Here is a 19,223-nt window from a genome sequence, read left to right as displayed (position 1 = left end):
TTGGCCAGTACACTCCCTGCGCGACATGGGCCTGTATGTTCAAAAGTTCGGTGGAACGTCGGTGGCGGACGCGGAGCGGATTCGGCGGGTCGCCGCCCGGGTCGCCGCGACGAAACGTGCCGGCAACGAGGTGCTCGTCGTCGTGTCCGCGATGGGGTCATCGACCGACGACTTGATCGACCTTGCCAACCAGGTGCATCCCGATCCACCCGGGCGCGAAATGGACATGCTGCTGAGTGCCGGTGAGCGAATCGCAATGTCGCTGCTCGCGATGGCGATCCATGCCGAGGGGATCGAGGCCGTCAGTTTCACCGGTTCACAGGCGGGAATCCTGACCGATTCGCGTCACGGAGGAGCAAAGATCCAGGAGATTCGTGGTTTCCGTGTCGTGGAGAGCCTCGGAGAGGGGAAAGTCGTCATCGTTGCCGGGTTCCAGGGAGTCGATCCGGAGTCCAAAGATGTGACAACACTTGGACGGGGCGGTACGGACACGACAGCCGTGGCGCTCGCTGCAGCGAACCATGCCGATGTGTGTGAGATCTACACGGATGTGGACGGGGTATTCACCGCCGACCCTCGGCTGGTCCCTGCTGCTCGGAAGCTCGATGAGATCACGTTCGAGGAGATGCTCGAGTTGGCATCGACCGGTGCGAAGGTGTTGATGGCGCGATCTGTGGAGGTTGCGCAGCGGTTCGGTATACCGTTGCATGTTCGTTCGTCGTTTCATGATGGGCAGGGTTCCTGGGTGAAGGAGGCCACAATGGAGCAAGCGATCGTTCGTGGGATTTCTCACGACACAGCAGAGACAAAAGTCACCATCGTTGGCGTCCCCGACCGTCCGGGAGTCGCCGCCTCGGTGTTTGCACCTCTTGCCGACCGTGGGGTGAATGTCGACATGATCGTGCAGAACGTATCGCACGATGGAACGACCGACATCAGCTTCACGATTCCCAAAGGCGGAGTCGCCGTTGCAGAGGAGACCGCGCGTGAGGTTGCCCGAGAGGTGGGCGCCAAAGCGGTGCTGGTAGACCTCGAGATCGGCCGCGTTTCCGTCGTCGGAGTGGGGATGCGGTCGAACCCGGGCATTGCCGCGCGCATGTTCAAGGTCTTGGCCGATCACGGCATCAACATCGAGATGATCTCGACGTCGAGCATCCGGATCTCGTGTGTGATTCGAGAAGGTCAGGTCGAGCAGGCCGTGCGGGCTCTGCACAGGGCCTTTATCGAGGAGGAATCCGATGGGTAGCGTGCGAACCGCTGTCGTCGGAGCGACGGGCGCTGTGGGGAGGGCGATGGTCTCGATCCTGGAGGAACGAGGCTTCCCACTGTCGGAGTTGCGGCTGATGGCCAGCAGTCGTTCTGCCGGACGAGTCGTGGAAACCGCGTGGGGTGAGGTCGAAATCGAAGATCTGGACAAGGCGGACCCGGCCGGTATCGACGTTGCCCTGTTCTCGGCAGGAGGATCCCGATCGCGGACGTACGCTCCTGCGTTTGCCCATGCCGGAGCGGTCGTCGTCGACAACTCGTCGGCCTTCAGGATGGATCCGGAGGTCCCGCTCGTGGTGGTGGGCGTGAACGATGCCGCGGCGAAGAGGCATCGGGGGATCATCGCCAATCCGAACTGCACGACGATGGGGCTGATGATGGCCGTCGCTCCGCTGCACAGAGCAGCCGGTATCGAATCAATGGTGGTGAGTTCCTACCAGGCCGTGTCGGGTTCCGGCCAGCAGGGCATCAACGAACTGACCCGCCAGTTGGCCGAGCTCGGTGAGGACCTCGATGCCCTTTCCGGCGGCGGATGGAAAGATCCTGGCGGTGACGTGTATGTGCGACCAATCGGATTCAACGCATTGCCGTTCGCGGGCAATGAGGCAGATGCCGGCTACACCGATGAAGAGTGGAAGCTGGTGAATGAGAGCCGCAAGATTCTCGATCTTCCCGAGTTGCGGGTCGAACCGACATGTGTGCGGGTGCCGGTGATGGTGGGCCACGGCATCACGGCCACGCTCATGTTCTCGCGGCCACTGGGAGTGGAGGAAGCGACCCGGCTTCTCGAAGAGGCCCCCGGCGTGGAGGTTTGGTCGGACCGGGTGCCGACGCCTCTGGACTCTGCCGGACGTGACGAGACCCTTGTCGGCCGAATACGGGAGACGCTCGGGACACCGGGAGGGTTGAATCTCTGGTGCGTCTCTGACAACCTTCGCAAGGGTGCTGCACTGAACACGGTGCAGATCGCAGAGCTACTGCTGTAGGCAGTTAGGCGAGACCCGGACAGCTCCGTGTGACCCAGGGTGGTTCGTGTAGGACGAGCTCTCGAGTGTCGCTACCCGAGCAAGGACTCAGCATGAGTTCAGGGGGGAGCGCTGGAAGGTTCGGCGATGTGTGGCGCGCGTGCGCCGGGGCGACCGCCGTCGCAATCGGACTCGGTGCCGGCTGCGTGGGCGCATCGCCGCCCGCCCCCTCACAGAAGATCACCGATACGTAAACAGCTCCGTCGCTCGTCGTGGCCATGCCGGTGCCCATGGACGTCCATCTCGACGAGGTGATCAGACCCCAGTGGGGAGGACTGTTGCGGAAGGCTTCGAAGATCGAGTCGAGATTGGGTCCGACTCCGACGACTTCACCGGCTGCGGAGCAGACGCTGAGCAACGGATTCAGGTTCGTGTGGAACTGCTTGCCTGCCTTGGCCTGCGCGGCTGCAGATTGTCCTGCGAGGGCATCTGCCGCCATCAGGATCGGAAGGTCGGGAGAACGCACAGCGTCCACTTTCGCGGCCAAGGCGTCGGCGAGCACAGGACCGGCAAGTCCCAGGACCATAGCAAAACTCAGGACAACAGCAGCGATAGGACGTAGGGCGCGCACGAGTTGGCAGCATAGGAAATCCGAGCAGTAAGAGCCAAGTCGCGGTGGCCCTCGTAGCTTCCGGACAGGCCTCATGTGTCTCGTCGAAATCACCGTTCTCGTGACGGTTGACCGGGATCATTCCTGGTGATTTCCGGTGGCGGGAGCGACGTGCGACTCATGGAGATGAGCTATGGCATGTCCGATGACTCCGAGGCGGGTGGCGCGCTCGGCAAGTGGGCACGATCGGCGAGGCCGCCGAGGCGGCTGGGGTGTCGACGAGTACGGTGTCGAGCCTGATCCGAGAGCGTGAGCGGCTGGTTGGCTGCAGCGCGTCCAGGCGCACCACCTATGGCGATCAATTCGTGACGGGTTACCTCAGGATCACGGACCGACCGAAATCTCCGTGATGGAGGCGCGGCCGGACCTGGTTCTCGGCGACGGAGAGTTACCTACCCAGCGTTGACATGGTGCGGGCGTTTCCATTTGCCGTTGCGGGGGAAGGCATCGACTGCTCCTGTCGGGACTTGTCCTGTCGGGTGCCCGTCACCGAGTCTGACCGCTCGCGGGTCCAGGCGTTCGCCTCGGCAAGAACAGCGATTGAACACTTGGGCATTGACATTGGCGGGTTCCCGGCGCAGGTTGTAGATAGTCAAGCGAGGGGATCGTCAATGGCTTTCCTACTGCAACATTGTGATCGCCGCGACACGGCAGATCGGATCGAGTTTGGTGAGGCCGCCTATGGACTCTGCCGAGCGTTGCGAGGAAGTGACGGGATCGCGAACTCCCGGTTCTACTGGGTCAACGCAGACCGCATCGTCATCCTCACCGAGGCGGAGTCGATGGTGGACTTGGATCGGCCACCCAAGCCAGAAGCGGCGAGCGCGCTGTTTCGTCTCGCCGACCTGGCGCGTTTCACCGACGAGGAGCGCTGGTTCGACCCGGGCGTCGGGGAGGACACCTACCGCATGGCCGGCAGGTAACAACGCTCACCGGCAGGTGAGCACCGCGTCAAGGAACCTCCCCTTCCGCGCCGCCGAGCAGTGCCGTCCGCCAGTCGGTCGGGTGGCTCCGCTTGGCAGCGGGTGGGTGACACGGATACCTGCTCGACCGGGCGAGACCTGTCATCTCCGAGCTGCTTCCCAGGTCGGACAGGAGCGCGTTGAGGCTGTGCCGTCTTGGGGCGATATGGCGGTCCTCCACCGTCATCCATGTGACGCTCTGATTGGCTGACATCTCTTTGGCCACCTCGTCAAAGAGAGGGTCAGATCCCGTGGTGACGACCAGTGTCGGGGTCTGTAAGCGACTGAACTCGGCTGGGCCGAGCTGTGCCGACCATGGAGGAGCGAGAGGCCGTATCCGTTGTATGTGAACGCGCTGTGCTTCAGTCAGCTCTGCACGCTCTGACTCCTGGTCAAAGCCTTGCAGCAGTGGGCAGACACCTCCCACGGCTAGAGCAGCCGCCGGAGCTGAGGAACCGGGCAGCTTTGGGTGCGGTCTTGTTCCCGTCGGATACCCGGCCGATCCCGAAGCTCACCGTCAACACGCGAGTACCGGCAGAGCTTGCCGGCGTCTTTCACGTTGCCGATGCACCGTGCTAGATGTGCGGCCCGGCGGCGATCACGGCCTCGGAAACATCGTCTGCGTACTGCTCAAAGTTCCTCCGGAACATTCCGGCCAGCTTGACGGCTTGCGTGTCGTAGGCAGATGGATCGCCCCAGGTGTTACGAGGGTTGAGCAATTCGGCGGGAACCCCTGGAACCTCTGTCGGGATCGAGAGGCCAAAGATGGGGTTCTGGTGGTACGTGGCCTCGTCGAGGTCGCCGGCGAGTGCCGCGTTGAGCATCGCCCGCGTGTGGGGGATCCGGATCCGGTGGCCGACACCGTGGGGTCCACTGGTCCATCCGGTGTTGATCATCCAGAGTCCGGTGCCGAACTCTTCGATCTTGTCGGCGAGGACGTCCGCGTAATACGAGGGCGGCAACGGAAGGAACGGGGCGCCGAAGCATGGGGAGAAGGTGGCGGCCGGCTCGTTCACACCCCTTTCCGTGCCGGCGAGCTTGGCGGTGTACCCGGAGATGAAATAGTACATCGCTTGCTCGCGAGTCAGTCGTGAGATCGGAGGGAGCACACCGAACGCGTCCGCAGACAGAAACACGATGTTACGCGGGTGCGCTGCCATGCCGCTTTTCACGATATTGGGAAGGTGCACGAGCGGATATGAGCTGCGGATGTTTTCGGTGCGAGTTGCGTCGTCCCACTCCACCCGGCGGCTCTCAGGGTTGATCACCACGTTCTCGAGCAGCGTCTCGAACTGGTTGGTGGCCTCGAAGATGAGCGGTTCGTCCTCGGGACTCAGGCAGATCACCTTGGCGTAGGAGCCGCCCTCGATGTTGAAGATGCCGTTGACGCCCCATCCGATCTCATCGTCGCCGATCATGTTCCTCGTCGGGTCCGTCGCCAGGGTGGTCTTGCCGGTACCGGAAAGTCCGAAGATCACGGCCGAATGTCCTGCCTGGTCGACATTGGCCGAGGCATGCATACTGAGCACACCTTTCTTCGGCAGCAGGTAGTTCAACACCGAAAAGACCGACTTCTTCATCTCGCCCATGTACGTGGTGCCACCGATCAGGAGCACCTTGTGCTCGAAGGAGATGATGATGAAGACTTCGCTGCGGGTGCCGTCACGCTCAGGGATTGCTTTGAAGTCCGGAGCGTGCACGAGCGTGAAGTCCGGGTGAAACGGTTCGATCTCATCGTCGAGCTCGTAGGAGCGCGGTAAGCGGAACATATTCCGGCAGAAATGCGCGTGCCACGGACTCGAGGTAATCGCCCGGACGGCCAGCCGGTACCGCGGGTCTGCTCCCGCGTACAAATCCTGGACGTAGAGATCGCGCTCGGCCAGATGTTCTGTCACTCGCGCATAGAGAGCGTCGTACACCTCGGGCTCGATCGGATGGTTGACGTCACCCCACCATATGTCGCCCTCGGTCTGAGGGTCGCGGACGATGAACTTGTCCTTGGGGCTCCGGCCGGTGTAAGGCACGGTGTTGACAACGAGTGGTCCCCGGTGGGCCAACACGCCCAGCCCTCGTTCGAGGGTGTGCTCAATCAGAACCGGCGTCGACAGGTCCCAGAAGACTTCGTGTTTCGGCTCGATGCCGTGAGGGATGAGATCGTGCATGTGGATTCCTTCTCTCTTGGCCCTCCTGGGATGTGGCCAGGATACCTCTGGCGCTTTCGTAGCCGACCGGCGTGACGGCTTGACGTCCGGCCTCGCGCCGGGCGGCAAAGCGGCGACCGGCGAGGTTGACTGCGGTAGGGGAGAAGTCGACCCCGTGACTTCGAACCTATGGCGAGCCAACGAGATTGCCTCAGTTCCTAGTCCACAGCCGAGATCGATCGCCCGACCAGAACGGCCCCGTCCCCCCTGGATCAGTTGCCGAAGCATCCCCGTGGCCGAGCCGAACACCCACGTCTTGGGCATCCGGAATCATCGCCGTCAACCGATAGAGCGGTTCATACAACCGCCTCAGCGAGATTCTCCTTCTCGAACGAAGTGATGCCGATTACCGAACCCTGATCTATTTGACCCCACATGACGACGTCACGGACCCGACGCTTCGGTCGCACCGCCAGAGAACCGCCGACATGCCCAGACGGTCTCACAACTTTCGAAGTCCATCTGCCGAGAAGGGGTACGAAAGGTCAAAGGTGGCAATGGCGATCTGACTCAGACCTCAGTGTCGCCTGTTGGGACGGAGCTGAGTGCCGAGCTGCCGTCATGTTCGGCATCATAGGCGGCCGTCTTGGGGCCGCTCCTAGTTTGGTGTTGTCAACATGATCACACCGGAGAGAATCACCGCCACACCGAGGAAAGACCGTGGCCCTACGAGACTTGTGCCGGTGGCAGCGTCGATGGCGAGCCCGGAGATGAGCTGAGCGCCGACGGCCACGGCTAGGACGGCCGCGACACCGACACGACTGGAGGCGAATCCGAGAGCTGCCACGACGACCCATCCTCCAATACCCAGCGGTATCCACCACCAGAGCCGCGTCACAGCTGCAACGTCGGACCAAGCCCCGCTGGTCGTCGCCCAAGTTGCTGCCACGGCAACCCCGGAGAGTTGGAGTGCCAGCGAGACGGCGAGCGGATGAGCGTTGCTGGAAGCTCGGCCAACGAGTGCGACCTGGAGGGCAATTCCCATTCCGACGAGACCGGCGATGATGTATCCACTACTCATTTCACGACTCCTTTGTTGTCGTGCGGAGAGCAGTGACCGGCTCGACCTGAATCTGTCGGTTCAGACGGCCCGCAAGGCCGGTGCCAGATATCGTAGGGCCGGAGATCGGAGAACGCACCCACCTTGAGCCGGCACATTGCGGGCATATCCAGGCACCAGCGGGTCGTCGGGTTGACGGGGTGGTTGACAGCGGAATCGGCGGGGTACGAAAAGCCAAAGGTGGTATTGGCGATGTGATCTCGACCACAAGCTATCGCAACCTGGTCGAGTGGCTGCTCGGTATGTAAGGATATGGGGCGGTTTCGTGGTGTTCTCAGTTGGGGAGCAGCAGGGTGTCGAGCCCTGTCCGATTACCGCCTGGGGATGGAGACGCCGGAAGGAGAATCATGAGCGACTATTCGCATCTGTTCAGGGAGCAGTACAGCACCTCGCTGCTGGCTGACGCTGCGTTCCGGGCCGGGATCGAGGTGGGGCTGCCGGAGTCAGGGCTACGGCCTCTCGACATGCACAGCAGGTTGGCCGGTCCGGCGGTCACGGTCGAAGCGGACAACGATCTGGTTTCCATTTTGGAGGCGGTCCACCGAGCCGCGCTGAACGACGTTGTCGTGATCGCCAACCGCACTGCGGATGTGGCGCTGATCGGTGATCTGATCGGAACCGAGGCGGTCCGGAAAGGGTTGGCGGGGTTTGTGGTTGATGGCCTGGTGCGAGACATCGTCGATCTGGTTGATCTGCGGGTTCCTGTCCATTGTCGAGGTTCCTACCCAGTTGGTCCGCTCAAGGTTCCGGCTGCCATGAAAGGCATCGGTATCGTCGGGGGGTCTGTGTCGATCGGCGGAGTCACCGTGGCTCCGGGTATGTGGGTGTTTGGGGATGCAGACGGTCTGATCATCCTCAAGGCCGGCGATCTCAAAGCAGTCTTCGACCATGCCGCGGTCGCCCTGCGACAGGAAGAAGCGTTGGCCCGTGAAATCGCCTCGGGGACTGCCCTGGGGGATGCGTTCGAACTCGACTCGTTCCTCTCCAAACGCAGGAAAGACCCCCAGGCCGACTTCAACGCCCACCTGGCCGAAATCGGCCGAGCCATCTGACCGGCCTGACCAAGCCCGCAATGCGAACCGAATGATCGCGGCGTCGGGCCATCGCCCTCACATGATGCGATGAGTGGGTGGGGGGCCTTCCCGTTCGTCGGTGACCCGGCACCATTCGGGCTGCCGTATCAAGTGACCCATCCGACGGATGCATCGGGGATGTGCGTCACAGGCTTGGACCACCATCGAACTCCATGATGTCAGCCTGCTGATCTCGAGTGCGCCGATGCTGCTCCGATGAGTGCTGGTCAGTTGGCGAATCGTGTGAACCGCATACCATCGACGGCTCCCGCCGGCGTGCGCCCATTTACAGAAGGCGAGGCTTCGTGGTGTATCAGAGGAGACCGGCGCGCGAACATGCTGCGGCGCACGCCAGATCCGGCAAACTGTGGCATGCCGATGATAGGTCCGACATTCGGTTGGTAGGGTGGTTGATGTTGAGAATCGGAGGGGTGCGAAGAGTCAAAGGTGGCACCAGCGGTGTGGGCCCGACCACCAGCGGTCGTGGCCTTACCGGGGCATCATGGATCGAGGACTCTCCAGTGCGTTGGCGCGTGACGCTCATTATCGTGATATTGATAGGTGGCTGTGGCACAACCACCGAGGGTGTCGACACACCGGGAGGCGCCATCGTGACCGAGCGAATCGATCTCCCACCGCCCGTGGCGGCCGGTGGAGGCTCACTGGCGGACGCGTTGTCCCGGCGTCGTTCAGTTCGTGAGTATGAGCCGATGCCTCTTGATTTGGCCGACATATCCCAGCTCCTGTGGGCGGCGCAGGGTATTACCTCGAGTGCTGGTCAACGCACCGCGCCATCGGCGGGCGGCCTGTGTCCGCTGGAGATCTATGTGGTCACCGGCCGCGGGCGATACCACTACGACCCGTACCGTCATCAACTCGAAGTTCTTGGCGAGGAGGATGTGCGAAGGGAACTGTCCCGAGCGGCTCTCTCCCAGCAGGCCGTGGAGGAGGCAGCTGCGGTCTTCGTCTTGGCTGCGGTCTATTCCCGGATCGAGCAGAAGTACGGTGATCGAGCCGAGCGGTACGTGAAGCTCGAAGCCGGGCATGCCGCCCAGAATCTCTTGCTGCAGGCCGTCTCTCTTGGGTTGGGAGCGGTGCCGATCGGTGCCTTTTACGACGATCAGGTGCAGAGGGTATTGGGGCTTCCGAGTGACCACGAACCGCTGTATCTCATCCCAGTCGGGCATCCGGCGAAGTAGCCGGGTGACCGGCACCCCCGGGAGATCGCTCGCAGTCACACACGTGCCGACCGACTCGTCCCCTCCGCAGGCGTGACGCGCGTTTTCCCAAGCCATCGAGATGTCAGCCACGCCGCATTCTTCAGTGACAGGTCCTCTGTTGAATCTCTGTCGACAGGCGTAGGGGGGTTTCGCAGCCGTACCGTCTGATCGGGCTCTACCGGCGGGTCGAATGCGACACGCTTGGAGAGGCAGTGACCGCCAGAGGGGTTCTTGCGTTCGTCACGGAGCTGCGGCCGGATGCTCACGAGAAGCCGACGGATGGAATACCCACTGCTTATCACCAGACTACGGACAGGATTACCGGTTTCCGGTGACCTTTTGTTCCGCATATGAGTCTGACCGTGCGACGATCGGTGGTACGACCGCCATTTGTTGCGATCGGGACCTAGTCGAGTAGAGAGAGCATTGATCATGACCAACGGGCATCCGGTGTTGATTCAGGGCGGTATGGGAGTCGGGGTTTCGGGCTGGCGGCTCGCCTCTGCGGTTTCCTGCGCCGGTCAGCTCGGAGTTGTGTCGGGCACCGGGATCGATGCGGTCCTGGTGCGTCGCTTGCAGCTGGGTGACGTCGGTGGACATGTTCGGCGGGCACTGGAGGCTTTTCCTGTCCCCGGTGTCGCTGCTCGTATCCTCGATCGGTATTTCTTGCAGGGCGGCAAGCCTCCCAAGGCTCGTTTCCGCTCAAAGCCGATGTTGAAGGCGACACCATCGCGCCGTCTCCGAGATCTGTTGGTGGCCTCCAACTTCGTTGAGGTGTTCTTGGCCAAGGAGGGACACGGGAATCCGGTGGGGATCAACTTCTTGGAGAAGGTTCAGCTGCCGACCTTGGCGTCGCTGTATGGGGCGATGCTGGCCGGCGTGGATCACGTGTTGATGGGGGCGGGAATCCCCCGTGCCATTCCGGGAGTGTTGGATCGGCTGGCCGAGAATCTGCGAGTCCGCCTGAAGTTCGACGTGAAAGGCGCCGCCCGGGATGCCGACACGGTCACCGAGTTCGACCCGGTTGCGTACACCGGTGGTGACCCTCCCAAGGTGAAGCGCCCATTTTTTCTGGCCATCGTGTCTTCGGATGTGCTGGCAACGATGCTGACCCGGAGGACCGAATCGCACGTGGACGGTTTTGTCGTTGAGGCGCCCACCGCCGGCGGTCACAACGCGCCACCACGTGGCAGGCTCCAGTTGACCGACTCCGGAGAGCCTGTCTACGGCGACCGAGACATCCCCGATCTCAACGTGATCCGCGAGCTCGGCCTCCCGTTTTGGCTGGCCGGGTCGCGCGCCGAACCGGAAGCGATTGCCGACGCCCTCCAGTTGGGTGCCACCGGGGTGCAGGTAGGGACCGCTTTCGCCTTCTGTGAGGAGTCGGGGTTGGAACCCGCGACGAAACGGCGGGTGTTGGAGCTGAGCCGGCAAGGCCGGGCTCGAATCTTCACGGATCCGGCGGCGTCACCCACCGGCTTCCCTTTCAAGGTTGTGAACCTGGAGGGGACCCTTTCTGAACCCGAGGTATACGCAGGGCGCGAGCGGGTCTGCGATCTCGGATACCTCCGGCATGCGTATCAGCGCGCGGACGGATCATTTGGATGGCGCTGTCCGGCAGAACCGATAGACGACTTCGTGGCCAAAGGTGGATCGAAGGAGGACACGGTGGGTCGCAGGTGTCTGTGCAACGCCCTGCTTGCCAACATCGGACTCGGCCAAACCCAGAGATCAGGAGCCCCGGAACGTCATCTGCTGACTTCCGGAGACGACATTGCCGACGTGGCTCGTTTCCTTCCCGAGGACGCTCACACCTACACCGCCGGCGATGTCATCGAGTACCTCTTGAGTGACTTGCCGGCCTAGGAGGCGCTCATGTTCGTGTTGGCGGCGCCCAAGGTGTGGGTGCGATCGGACGACTGCATGGTTCGCCTGAACCACGGAAGGTCCGGCTGTCTGCGGTGGCGGTCTTTCAGGCTTTGATCCCGCTGGTCGCGAAGACGCGATGCGGCACGCAGAGTTCACCCGGGAACTCGCGGGCGAGTAGTTCGGCCAGCTCAGTGTCGAAGCGCTCGACCTGGTCGTCGCTGAGAGCGGAGCCGACACCGTTGCAGGTGCGGATGCGGCCGCGCCAGTCCATGTGCGTGAATGGCACGTTGGTCACATAGCTGAAGCTCTCGATGTGCTGGAAGCCCCCGCGATCGAGAGCTTGCACCTGCTCGGGGTGCACGCCACGCCAGCCCGCCTTGGGCCAGCCAGGGTCGTGCTGCAGAATCAGGTCCTCGGTACGGCCGGCGACATTGCCGGGCAGGGACACGTAGCTGAAGTTGCAGATGAGCAGGCGACCGCCTGGGGCGAGGATGCGCTTGACCTCTTCGATGGTCTTGTCCGCGTCGAACCACCACCAGCATTGACCCGCGCTCACGAGGTCAAAGCCGGCGTCGTCCTGGCCGGCGGCTTCGGCGCGCCCCTCGACGAAGTGAGCGGACAGTTCGCGCTCGACGGCAGCTCGGCGTGCGACTTCGAGCAACTCGGGGGCGATGTCGATGCCAGTGACCTCGAGTCCGCGGGCGGCGAAGCCCAAAGCGAGCGAGCCAGTGCCAGTGCCGAGATCGAGGGCGCGTTCGCCCGCAGCGATCCAGCGGCTGTGCACCAGGCGGTCGAAGAAGCTCTCAGGAAAGCCCGGACGATGACGTTCGTAGTCGACGGCAGTGTGGCCAAAGTCGATGACTCGGCCCTCATGGTCAATAGATCCGGCGTCCTTGCTCACGGGAGGAATCTAGCTCCTGGCCGCGTCGTCTCGTAACGTTCAACCGGCGCTGCATGCCTCCGTCTTCTGGCCCGGCAGGTCGTGTGTCACGCGCCCAACAGGGTCACTGACACTGGAATTGGAAGGGTAGGAAGAGTCAAACGTGGCCCTGGCGGTACGGTCCGGATCGCGGTGTTTGTCACCCAGGAGTAGGGCCGCCTATGAGGTGCGGGTATGGGCACTCGGAAGACACGGGCATGTCGCCTATGCCGGGCGATCCGGGTGCCTGACGTCAGATCGGTGAGTGCGGTATTGATCGCTTTCAGGACCGGCTCGGGGCCGGGTGATCTGTCACACTGTGGTGGTGGTTGAGATCCGCGAGGTCGAACGAGTTGATGCGCAGCTGGTTGAAGGGTTCGGTCGGCTGATTCCGCAGCTGTCTTCGACCAGCCGGTCTCCGACCGCTGAAGAGCTACAACGCCTGCTGGAATCGGACACCACCGTGCTGTTCGCGGCTTGGGAGGACGGGACGATCGTAGGGGCGTTGACCCTGGTCGTGGCACGGCTCCCGACCGGGATCCGGGCCCGGATCGAGGATGTCGTGGTGGATGAAGCGTTTCGGGGCAGGGGGGTGGCAGCCGAGCTCAGCCAAGCGGCCCTCCGGCGCGCCGCCGCGGAGGGAGCCAAGACAGTCGATCTGACCTCGCGCCCGGATCGGACAGCCGCCAACCGCCTCTACGAGCGGCTCAGGTTCGAGAAACGAGACACCAACGTCTACCGGCTGCGCCTAAGCGGCGAGTGAGAGGGCGTTCCCGCATTGCCGGCACGTGGTTTCCTCGCTTGATCTCACCGGGAGGAATCAACCTGCACGACTTGTGTCGGACCCAACCCGTTGACCGCTTAGCCTCAAGTGACCTTTACATCGGTTTGGGTGAGCGGGCAGTGTTTGTAGCTCGTTCGAGGAGGTCGGACGGTGATGCAGGGATGGGGTCCGCCTCGTCGGTTGTCCTTTCCTGAGCGGCTGGAGTTGGGGCATCGTGTCGGCGATGGGGAACGGTTCGAGGATGCGGCCCCGGTTCGTCGGTGTGGGTCTGGGATGCAGGCGACGTTCCGATGGGCGAAGATCAGATCTTGGGCTGTTCGGAGGCCTGGCGCCGGAGGGTCTCGCAGACGAGATACATGGCGTGTGACCAGAGCAGCGGTGAAGCGATGGCTCCCCAGCGTTGGCGCCATGGCTTGTAGCAGGAGGGGTCATTGAGGTTCTCCGGAACCTGCTCGGGCAAGTATCCCTCTTCGGTGGCGTGTGCTTCCACCCAATCGATGGCGGTCTTGGCTTGGTCGTACGCTCCACGCTCGTGGTAGTACCAGGCGAGCCAGCACGTGAGCAGCAGCCATTCACCGCCCCCGTAGTAGGTGTCGGTGGGGTACCGGTGCAGGCCACCACCCTTGCGGAGTGTGGCTTCGATCTGGGCAACTGTGCCGAGCATCTTCGGGTCATCAGGATCTACCACGCGATAAGGGACGGCCAGCCCAAGCAAGCTCGCGTCGACAACATCGGATCCCGGGAACTTGACGAAGTGACCGTTCTTTCGGGCCTCGGTTGCGATGAACTTTGAGACGGAGGCGAGCGTCCCATGATGGGAGACACCATCGATTGCCTGATGGGCAGTGAGGCCTCCATGGATCGCAGCGACGGTGTGGGTATGGACGCTGTCCGGGAACTCTTCCCAGCAGTCGTAACAGGGTTTTGCCCAGAGGGCCGTGAGGTAATCGGCAACCAGATTGGCAGCGGTGTGCCATTCGGCATCCAGTTCTCCACCGGTGCGCTGAAGGTGGTCATTGAGCGACCACAGCCATGTCCCGAACCCATCGAGTTGGTAGTCGGGCCAGTTCTCCCCACTGGCTTCATGACCGTCGGTCGTGTAGCGCGTGTGCAGGAAATCGGCGCGGGTCAACGGTTCGCAGCGTTCCGCCTTGGCCGCGGCGCGCCGCACCGTGTCTGCCCGGCTGTTGATGACGGCGGCTGCCCATTGGTGAAACCTGCGAGAGCTGTCATGTTCGCCGACGAGATCCATGGCATAGGCGATGTACGATCCGTCCCGGAACCAGGCGTACCGATAGGTCGGGAAGTCCGGGGAGGCCGGGTAGGCGCCACCACGGGTCTGGTTTTCGAGAATGATCTCGATACTTCGGTCGTAGAGGTCCAAAATCAGGCTTCCTTCCCTGGCTCGAGTTCCATGGACACCCTCGCCCGGTAGTCGATCGACGGCACCGTCACTCCATTGAGCAAGCTGAAGACGGTAGTCGTCTCCGTCCGGACCGGCGCACCACATCTACGTATCTGTGGCGTCGGAGGGCGGATGCTTCGGCTCCGGGCGTTGTGGCGACGAAGCCCTGTGGCCCGAGGCATGCACCCGGTCACAAGGCGCCGGGGTCGGTTGACAGCAGGAGTTTCCCGTTCGTATACTCCATTTATTCAATGAATGAACAACATGCCAACCGTGATTGGATGAAGCGCGTCAATCGCAATCTCGTCCTGAATCTGGTGAAGAGCGCGGGTCCGATCTCCCGCAAAGAGATCTCCATACGCTCGGGGTTGAGTGCGGCAACGGTCACCAATCTCACGGCCGAGTTCATCGCCGAGGGTCTTGTTCATGAGATGGGCTCAGGGAAGGCGGTCCGGGGTCGTCCGCCGATTCTTCTTCGCCTCAACACACAAGCAGGTTTCGTTGCCGGGGTGAAGGTGATGCGAGGCTCACTCGCGGTCGTGGTAACGGACCTGGACGCCGAGGTGATCTACTACCGCGCCGTGCCCCTCACGGCGTCCGGTGACGGGTCGACGATGTCTCCCGATGAGGTGCTGGAAGCCGTGGCCGCCATGGTAGAGGCAGCCTTCACCGCCAGTGGTGTCGATCGTTCTCATGTGCTCGGTGTCGGGCTCGGCCTCGCTGGTTTGATCGACGGCCAGACCGGAACGTGCCGCTATTCACCGTTTTTTGGCTGGCGAGACGTCGACTTGGTGGAACGTCTGCAATCCGCTCTGGGTCTCGAGGTGTTTGTCGAGAACGATGTCAACGCTCTCACAATCGCCGAGCAGTGGTTTGGGCACGGGCATGGTCGATCTCACTTCGCGGTGGTGACCATCGGATCTGGGATCGGGCTGGGATTAGTTCTGAACGGCCAGTTCTACCGGGGGAGCGGTGGCTCGGCCGGGGAACTCGGGCACATAACGGTTGCCGGCGATGGTCCCGAATGCACTTGTGGGAGGCGAGGATGCCTCGAGGCCATCGCCTCCGACTCGGCGGTGGTTCGCCAGGTTGTCGAGGCGATCGACGCCGGGGAGAAGACGGTCCTCGACTCCGAGTTGGTGACCATCGAAGCGGTCGTGGCCGCCGCCGACGGTGGGGACCTGGTCGCCCAGAAAGTACTGGCTCAATCGGGTCACTGGCTTGGTGTCGGGCTGGCGACTGTCGCGAACGTTCTGGCGCCGGAACTCATCATCGTCGGAGGTGAAGGGGTCGCCGCCGGGCATTGGCGACTGGACCCGATGCACCTCGCGTTCAGCGAACACGCCTTCGACCATGTCGCCGAACGAACCCAGGTGATCATCGAACCGGCCGGCGATGAGACGTGGGCCCGAGGGGCCGCCTGTGTCGTTCTTGGTGAGCTCTACAAGTCGCCGCTGCTCGACCGAGCCGCCGCTCCGCGAGAACAGCCGACTGCAACAGTTTCCACATCAGACAGTTGACCAAACGAATAGGAGGAGGATCTTTGATGCGAACACATGCTCTCAGAACAGGAGGCAATCGATTGACGACGATGACCCGCTATCTCGTCTGGTTGACCGTCATGGCCTTGTTTGTTACCGCCTGTGGTGGAACGTCGGCGTCGACGACAACGACCGCTGCCGCTTCGAACGCAGCCACCACCACGACCGCTGCTGCCGGAGCGACCGAAACCACTGCTGCCGGAGCAGTCGAGACCACTGCACCGTCCAGTGAACCGGACTGTGCCGGTGGTGCCGAGGCGGAGATCACGTTCTGGCACACTTACAACACAGATGGTCCGGAGAACAAGCAGCTCAACGACGTGGTGCTTCCGGCCTTCGCCAAGATCTGTCCCAATATCACGGTCGATGCCGTGGTGATGCCTTATGACGGGTTGCATGATCAGTTGATCGCAGCAGTGGCCGGTGGCGGCCTGCCCGACGTGATGCGGATGGACATCATCTGGACTCCGGAGTTCGCCAGCCTCGGCGCACTGGTCGAGGTGGACTCGCTGCCGGGTTTCGCGGAGCTTGCCGATCGGGTACTTCCCGGGCCACTGGCAACGAATCAGTATCAGGGCAAATACTACGGTGTTCCTCTCGACACCAACACGCAGGTGCTCGTCTACAACACCGACCTGGTCCCGGAACCACCGGCGACGCTGGATGATCTGCGTCAGGTGGCCGAGGGTCTGAGCGACCGACCGGACACCTGGGGTTTGGCGCTGGGTGGCGCCGGGCCATGGAACGTCTTCCCTTGGTTCTGGACGGCAGGCGGTACGGTAACCAATGATGACCTCACCAAGGCTTCCGGCTATCTCGACTCTGATGCGTCGATCCAGGCGCTGCAATGGTTGGTCGACATGCAGAACGACGGTCTGCTTGGGCCTTCCACCCTCGGCGGAGATCCCGACTCGTGGGGTGGTTTCAAGAATGGCAACTATGCCATGCTGAGCGATGGGCCGTGGTTCTTCCCCATCATCGGAGCGGACATGGGTCCCAATGTGGTAGGCGCCCCGCTTCCCAAAGGCCCCGGTGGTTCGATCTCGGTGGTCGGCGGCGAGAATATCGTCATGTTCCAGACGACTTCGAATGTCGACGCTTCGTGGGCATTCACGCAGTTCATGTTGTCCGATGAGGCTCAGGTGGCGATGGCCGAGGTCGGTCAGATACCGGTTACTCAAACAGGTCTGGCGTCCGATGCCGTGACGAGTGTCGACTACTACGCCCCATACATCGTCCAGCTGCAGACGGCGCGGCCCCGCACAGTCGCTCCCTCCTGGCCGCAAATCGAACAGATCCTGACTGACGCATTCACCGCAGCCCTGCGCGGCACGAAGACCGTCAAGGAGGCGCTGACGCAGGCGGCCGCTCAGATCGACCCGTTGTTGAGCAAATAGAAGAGACATGAAGAAGAGGACGCCGGCCGGGACTGTCGATCCCGGCCGGCGTCCCGCCAACCGACGATGAAGACCATACGTCTCGCTCACCAACCCGTCAGGCACCCTTCCCAGTCGACGGGTTGGCGTGCGGGAGACAGGCGCACATCGAAGCGGTGGCGCGAGCTTCGGGTGGCGCTTCCGTTCATGCTGCCCGGGTTGTTGTTCGTGTTGGTGTTCGTTCTGTGGCCGCTGGTTCGCGGTATCCAGATGAGCATGTACAACTGGAACCTGATGGTTCCCAATCGGAGTGTCTTCGTCGGGGCAGACAACCTGATCCGGGCACTTACCGATCCGAGCTTCTGGGTGGCCACACGCAACACGTTCCTGTATGCCGCGGTGACCGTTCCCGGTCAGATGGTCCTCGGGCTGGCTGCAGCGCTCATGTTGAATACCCGCATCCGCAGCAAGGTGTTGTTCAGAACCCTTTACTACCTGCCGGTGGTGACGTCCTGGCTGGTGGTCAGTTTCATCTTCCGTTTCCTGTTCACCGACGGTCTCGGCCCGGTCAACTACATGTTGGTCGACGTCCTCCACATCGCTGATAGCCCGATCCCATGGCTCCACCAGACCTGGACGGCTCAGGTCCCGATCATCCTGCTCGGAATCTGGAAAGGTGTTGGATGGAACATGGTTATCTTCCTGGCCGCTTTGGCCACCATGCCTGCAGAACTTCACGACGCGGCTGCCGTGGATGGCGCAGGCAGCTGGGATCGGTTCCGCTATGTGACGCTTCCCCTGCTGAAACCGACCGTCTCGTTCGTCGGCGTTGTGCTGACCATTGGAGCGTTCAACGTTTTCCTGTCGGTGTACCTGCTCACCGGTGGAGGGCCGGAACGCAGCACCGAGGTTCTGCTCACCTATATGTACAACCAGGCGTTCCGATTCCTCGACTTCGGCTACGGGGTCACCATCGGTCTGCTCCTGGGAGTGGTGGTCGTCATATTGGGGTTCGTACAGCGACGGGCGCTGCGCGGGGCGGTGGAGTACTGATGGGCACCGCCGACCTCGCTACCACCGCTGAGACCTCCGTGGAGAGACGCGGCCGCCGGCGTAGCGGACGGCTCGTTCTATACCTCCTTCTCGTCGTGGGCGCGGTTGTGATGATCCTCCCATTCGGCTACATGATCGGGACCGCTCTGAGCCCAGATCGGTGGATCATGCCCTACCCGCCCACCCTGTGGCCGGAAGGTGCCACACTTGACAACTTCGCCAGGGCGTGGAACGAGGCCGGTCTCCAGCGTTACATGCTGAACAGTGCAATCGTGTCCGTGGTGACTGTGGTGCTCACCCTGGCGGTGGCCTCCACAAGCGCCTTCGCCTTCGCCCGGCTCCGTTTCCCAGGAAGAGAACTCATATTCGGGCTCTACCTGATCACGATGATGATCCCCGACATGATCGCCCTGCTGCCCAAGTTTCAGGTGATGCGCGACTTCGGTCTCACCAACTCATGGATGGGACTGTGGATCGTGTATGTCTCCGGTGCGGTCGCGTTCAACACGTTCTTGCTTCGCGCCTTCTTCCAGCGAGTCCCCAGCGAGCTCGAAGACGCGGTACAGATCGACGGAGGGGGACCCTGGACGTTCTATTGGCGGGTCCTCATACCCCTGACCAAACCCGCCTTGGCCGTGGTGGCGGTGTTCACCTTCCTCGCTGCCTGGGACGACTTCTGGTGGGCACGACTGCTCATCCAGACCCCTGAGCTGCGCACGCTGCCCCTCGGCATCCTCTTGTTCTTCAACGCTCACGGAACCCAATGGTCGACCGTGTTCGCCGCCACCACACTGGCTGCTATCCCCGAGATCCTGGTGTTCGTGTTTCTCCAAAGGTATTTCGTGACCGGCCTCTATAC

The 19,223-nt window shown here is 62.4% G+C and carries 18 protein-coding genes; 12 read left to right on the top strand and 6 right to left on the bottom strand.

Annotation, left to right across the window (positions count from 1 at the left end; all coding sequences use genetic code 11):
• Nucleotides 1–25: 25 nt before the first annotated feature.
• On the top strand, nucleotides 26–1,246 hold the full coding sequence (locus tag GWP04_04400) for an aspartate kinase (protein ID NIA24788.1): 1,221 nt from the start codon (nucleotides 26–28) through the stop codon (nucleotides 1,244–1,246).
• A 1-nt stretch (nucleotide 1,247) separates the two neighbouring features.
• Nucleotides 1,248–2,252, top strand: coding sequence for an aspartate-semialdehyde dehydrogenase (locus GWP04_04395; protein NIA24787.1), 1,005 nt, complete (start codon nucleotides 1,248–1,250; stop codon nucleotides 2,250–2,252).
• Between the two features lie 4 nt (nucleotides 2,253–2,256).
• Here GWP04_04395 and GWP04_04390 read toward each other — a convergent pair whose 3' ends face one another.
• Complete coding sequence (locus GWP04_04390) at nucleotides 2,257–2,862, bottom strand: hypothetical protein (protein ID NIA24786.1); 606 nt, start codon at nucleotides 2,860–2,862, stop codon at nucleotides 2,257–2,259.
• 215 nt (nucleotides 2,863–3,077) lie between these two features.
• On the opposite strand from GWP04_04390, the gene GWP04_04385 reads away from it, so the two are divergent.
• Together GWP04_04385 and GWP04_04380 are read left to right on the top strand one after the other, a co-directional pair.
• On the top strand, nucleotides 3,078–3,251 hold the full coding sequence (locus GWP04_04385; GenBank protein NIA24785.1) for a LacI family DNA-binding transcriptional regulator: 174 nt from the start codon (nucleotides 3,078–3,080) through the stop codon (nucleotides 3,249–3,251).
• 261 nt (nucleotides 3,252–3,512) lie between these two features.
• Nucleotides 3,513–3,824: a hypothetical protein gene (locus GWP04_04380; protein NIA24784.1), complete on the top strand. Its 312-nt coding sequence runs from the start codon at nucleotides 3,513–3,515 to the stop codon at nucleotides 3,822–3,824.
• Nucleotides 3,825–3,852: 28 nt separating this feature from the next.
• Here GWP04_04380 and GWP04_04375 read toward each other — a convergent pair whose 3' ends face one another.
• The 3 genes from GWP04_04375 to GWP04_04365 all read right to left on the bottom strand — a co-directional run bounded on the left by GWP04_04375 (nucleotide 3,853) and on the right by GWP04_04365 (nucleotide 7,085).
• Nucleotides 3,853–4,077 carry a hypothetical protein gene (locus tag GWP04_04375; GenBank protein NIA24783.1) on the bottom strand — a complete coding sequence of 75 codons (225 nt, stop codon included), beginning with the start codon at nucleotides 4,075–4,077 and terminating at the stop codon, nucleotides 3,853–3,855.
• 361 nt (nucleotides 4,078–4,438) lie between these two features.
• Nucleotides 4,439–6,025 carry a phosphoenolpyruvate carboxykinase (ATP) gene (gene pckA / locus GWP04_04370; GenBank protein ID NIA24782.1) on the bottom strand — a complete coding sequence of 529 codons (1,587 nt, stop codon included), beginning with the start codon at nucleotides 6,023–6,025 and terminating at the stop codon, nucleotides 4,439–4,441.
• 637 nt (nucleotides 6,026–6,662) lie between these two features.
• Complete coding sequence (locus GWP04_04365) at nucleotides 6,663–7,085, bottom strand: hypothetical protein (GenBank protein NIA24781.1); 423 nt, start codon at nucleotides 7,083–7,085, stop codon at nucleotides 6,663–6,665.
• Between the two features lie 386 nt (nucleotides 7,086–7,471).
• Here GWP04_04365 and GWP04_04360 point away from each other — a divergent pair, with 386 nt between their 5' ends.
• The 3 genes from GWP04_04360 (at nucleotide 7,472) to GWP04_04350 (ending at nucleotide 11,283) form a co-directional block, all read left to right on the top strand.
• Complete coding sequence (locus GWP04_04360) at nucleotides 7,472–8,176, top strand: hypothetical protein (protein ID NIA24780.1); 705 nt, start codon at nucleotides 7,472–7,474, stop codon at nucleotides 8,174–8,176.
• A 434-nt stretch (nucleotides 8,177–8,610) separates the two neighbouring features.
• Complete coding sequence (locus GWP04_04355; protein ID NIA24779.1) at nucleotides 8,611–9,396, top strand: SagB/ThcOx family dehydrogenase; 786 nt, start codon at nucleotides 8,611–8,613, stop codon at nucleotides 9,394–9,396.
• A gap of 453 nt (nucleotides 9,397–9,849) precedes the next feature.
• A complete protein-coding gene (locus tag GWP04_04350) occupies nucleotides 9,850–11,283 on the top strand; it encodes a nitronate monooxygenase (GenBank protein ID NIA24778.1) in 1,434 nt (477 codons plus the stop codon).
• 106 nt (nucleotides 11,284–11,389) lie between these two features.
• On the opposite strand, the gene GWP04_04345 is transcribed toward GWP04_04350, so the two are convergent.
• A complete protein-coding gene (locus GWP04_04345) occupies nucleotides 11,390–12,187 on the bottom strand; it encodes a methyltransferase domain-containing protein (protein NIA24777.1) in 798 nt (265 codons plus the stop codon).
• Between the two features lie 340 nt (nucleotides 12,188–12,527).
• Between GWP04_04345 and GWP04_04340 the strand changes: the two genes are divergently transcribed.
• On the top strand, nucleotides 12,528–12,968 hold the full coding sequence (locus tag GWP04_04340) for a GNAT family N-acetyltransferase (protein NIA24776.1): 441 nt from the start codon (nucleotides 12,528–12,530) through the stop codon (nucleotides 12,966–12,968).
• A gap of 322 nt (nucleotides 12,969–13,290) precedes the next feature.
• On the opposite strand, the gene GWP04_04335 is transcribed toward GWP04_04340, so the two are convergent.
• Entirely contained in the window at nucleotides 13,291–14,373 is a 1,083-nt protein-coding gene (locus GWP04_04335; GenBank protein ID NIA24775.1) for a glycoside hydrolase, read from the bottom strand.
• Between the two features lie 272 nt (nucleotides 14,374–14,645).
• Between GWP04_04335 and GWP04_04330 the strand changes: the two genes are divergently transcribed.
• From GWP04_04330 to GWP04_04315, 4 genes are all read left to right on the top strand, one after another.
• Entirely contained in the window at nucleotides 14,646–15,914 is a 1,269-nt protein-coding gene (locus GWP04_04330; protein NIA24774.1) for an ROK family protein, read from the top strand.
• 23 nt (nucleotides 15,915–15,937) lie between these two features.
• On the top strand, nucleotides 15,938–17,332 hold the full coding sequence (locus GWP04_04325; protein NIA24773.1) for an extracellular solute-binding protein: 1,395 nt from the start codon (nucleotides 15,938–15,940) through the stop codon (nucleotides 17,330–17,332).
• Nucleotides 17,333–17,503: 171 nt separating this feature from the next.
• Nucleotides 17,504–18,364 carry an ABC transporter permease subunit gene (locus tag GWP04_04320; protein NIA24772.1) on the top strand — a complete coding sequence of 287 codons (861 nt, stop codon included), beginning with the start codon at nucleotides 17,504–17,506 and terminating at the stop codon, nucleotides 18,362–18,364.
• Nucleotides 18,364–19,223, top strand: an 860-nt coding sequence (locus tag GWP04_04315) for an ABC transporter permease subunit (protein NIA24771.1), incomplete at its 3' end; no start/stop codon positions are given. The genes GWP04_04320 and GWP04_04315, both read left to right, overlap by 1 nt.

This window comes from Gammaproteobacteria bacterium (genome assembly GCA_011682695.1).
Lineage (GTDB): Bacteria > Actinomycetota > Acidimicrobiia > Spongiisociales > UBA4744 > BMS3Bbin01.
This window is presented reverse-complemented; position numbering and strand designations above follow the sequence as displayed.

What these genes read in the sequence shown, in the direction of transcription:
- GWP04_04375 (NIA24783.1), bottom strand. Translation starts at nt 4,077, where the DNA reads ATGTCAGCCAATCAGAGCGTCACATGGATGACGGTGGAGGACCGCCAT.
- GWP04_04360 (NIA24780.1), top strand. Translation starts at nt 7,472, where the DNA reads ATGAGCGACTATTCGCATCTGTTCAGGGAGCAGTACAGCACCTCGCTG.
- GWP04_04330 (NIA24774.1), top strand. Translation starts at nt 14,646, where the DNA reads ATGAATGAACAACATGCCAACCGTGATTGGATGAAGCGCGTCAATCGC.
- GWP04_04355 (NIA24779.1), top strand. Translation starts at nt 8,611, where the DNA reads ATGTTGAGAATCGGAGGGGTGCGAAGAGTCAAAGGTGGCACCAGCGGT.
- GWP04_04350 (NIA24778.1), top strand. Translation starts at nt 9,850, where the DNA reads ATGACCAACGGGCATCCGGTGTTGATTCAGGGCGGTATGGGAGTCGGG.
- pckA (NIA24782.1), bottom strand. Translation starts at nt 6,025, where the DNA reads ATGCACGATCTCATCCCTCACGGCATCGAGCCGAAACACGAAGTCTTC.
- GWP04_04365 (NIA24781.1), bottom strand. Translation starts at nt 7,085, where the DNA reads ATGAGTAGTGGATACATCATCGCCGGTCTCGTCGGAATGGGAATTGCC.
- GWP04_04400 (NIA24788.1), top strand. Translation starts at nt 26, where the DNA reads ATGGGCCTGTATGTTCAAAAGTTCGGTGGAACGTCGGTGGCGGACGCG.
- GWP04_04380 (NIA24784.1), top strand. Translation starts at nt 3,513, where the DNA reads ATGGCTTTCCTACTGCAACATTGTGATCGCCGCGACACGGCAGATCGG.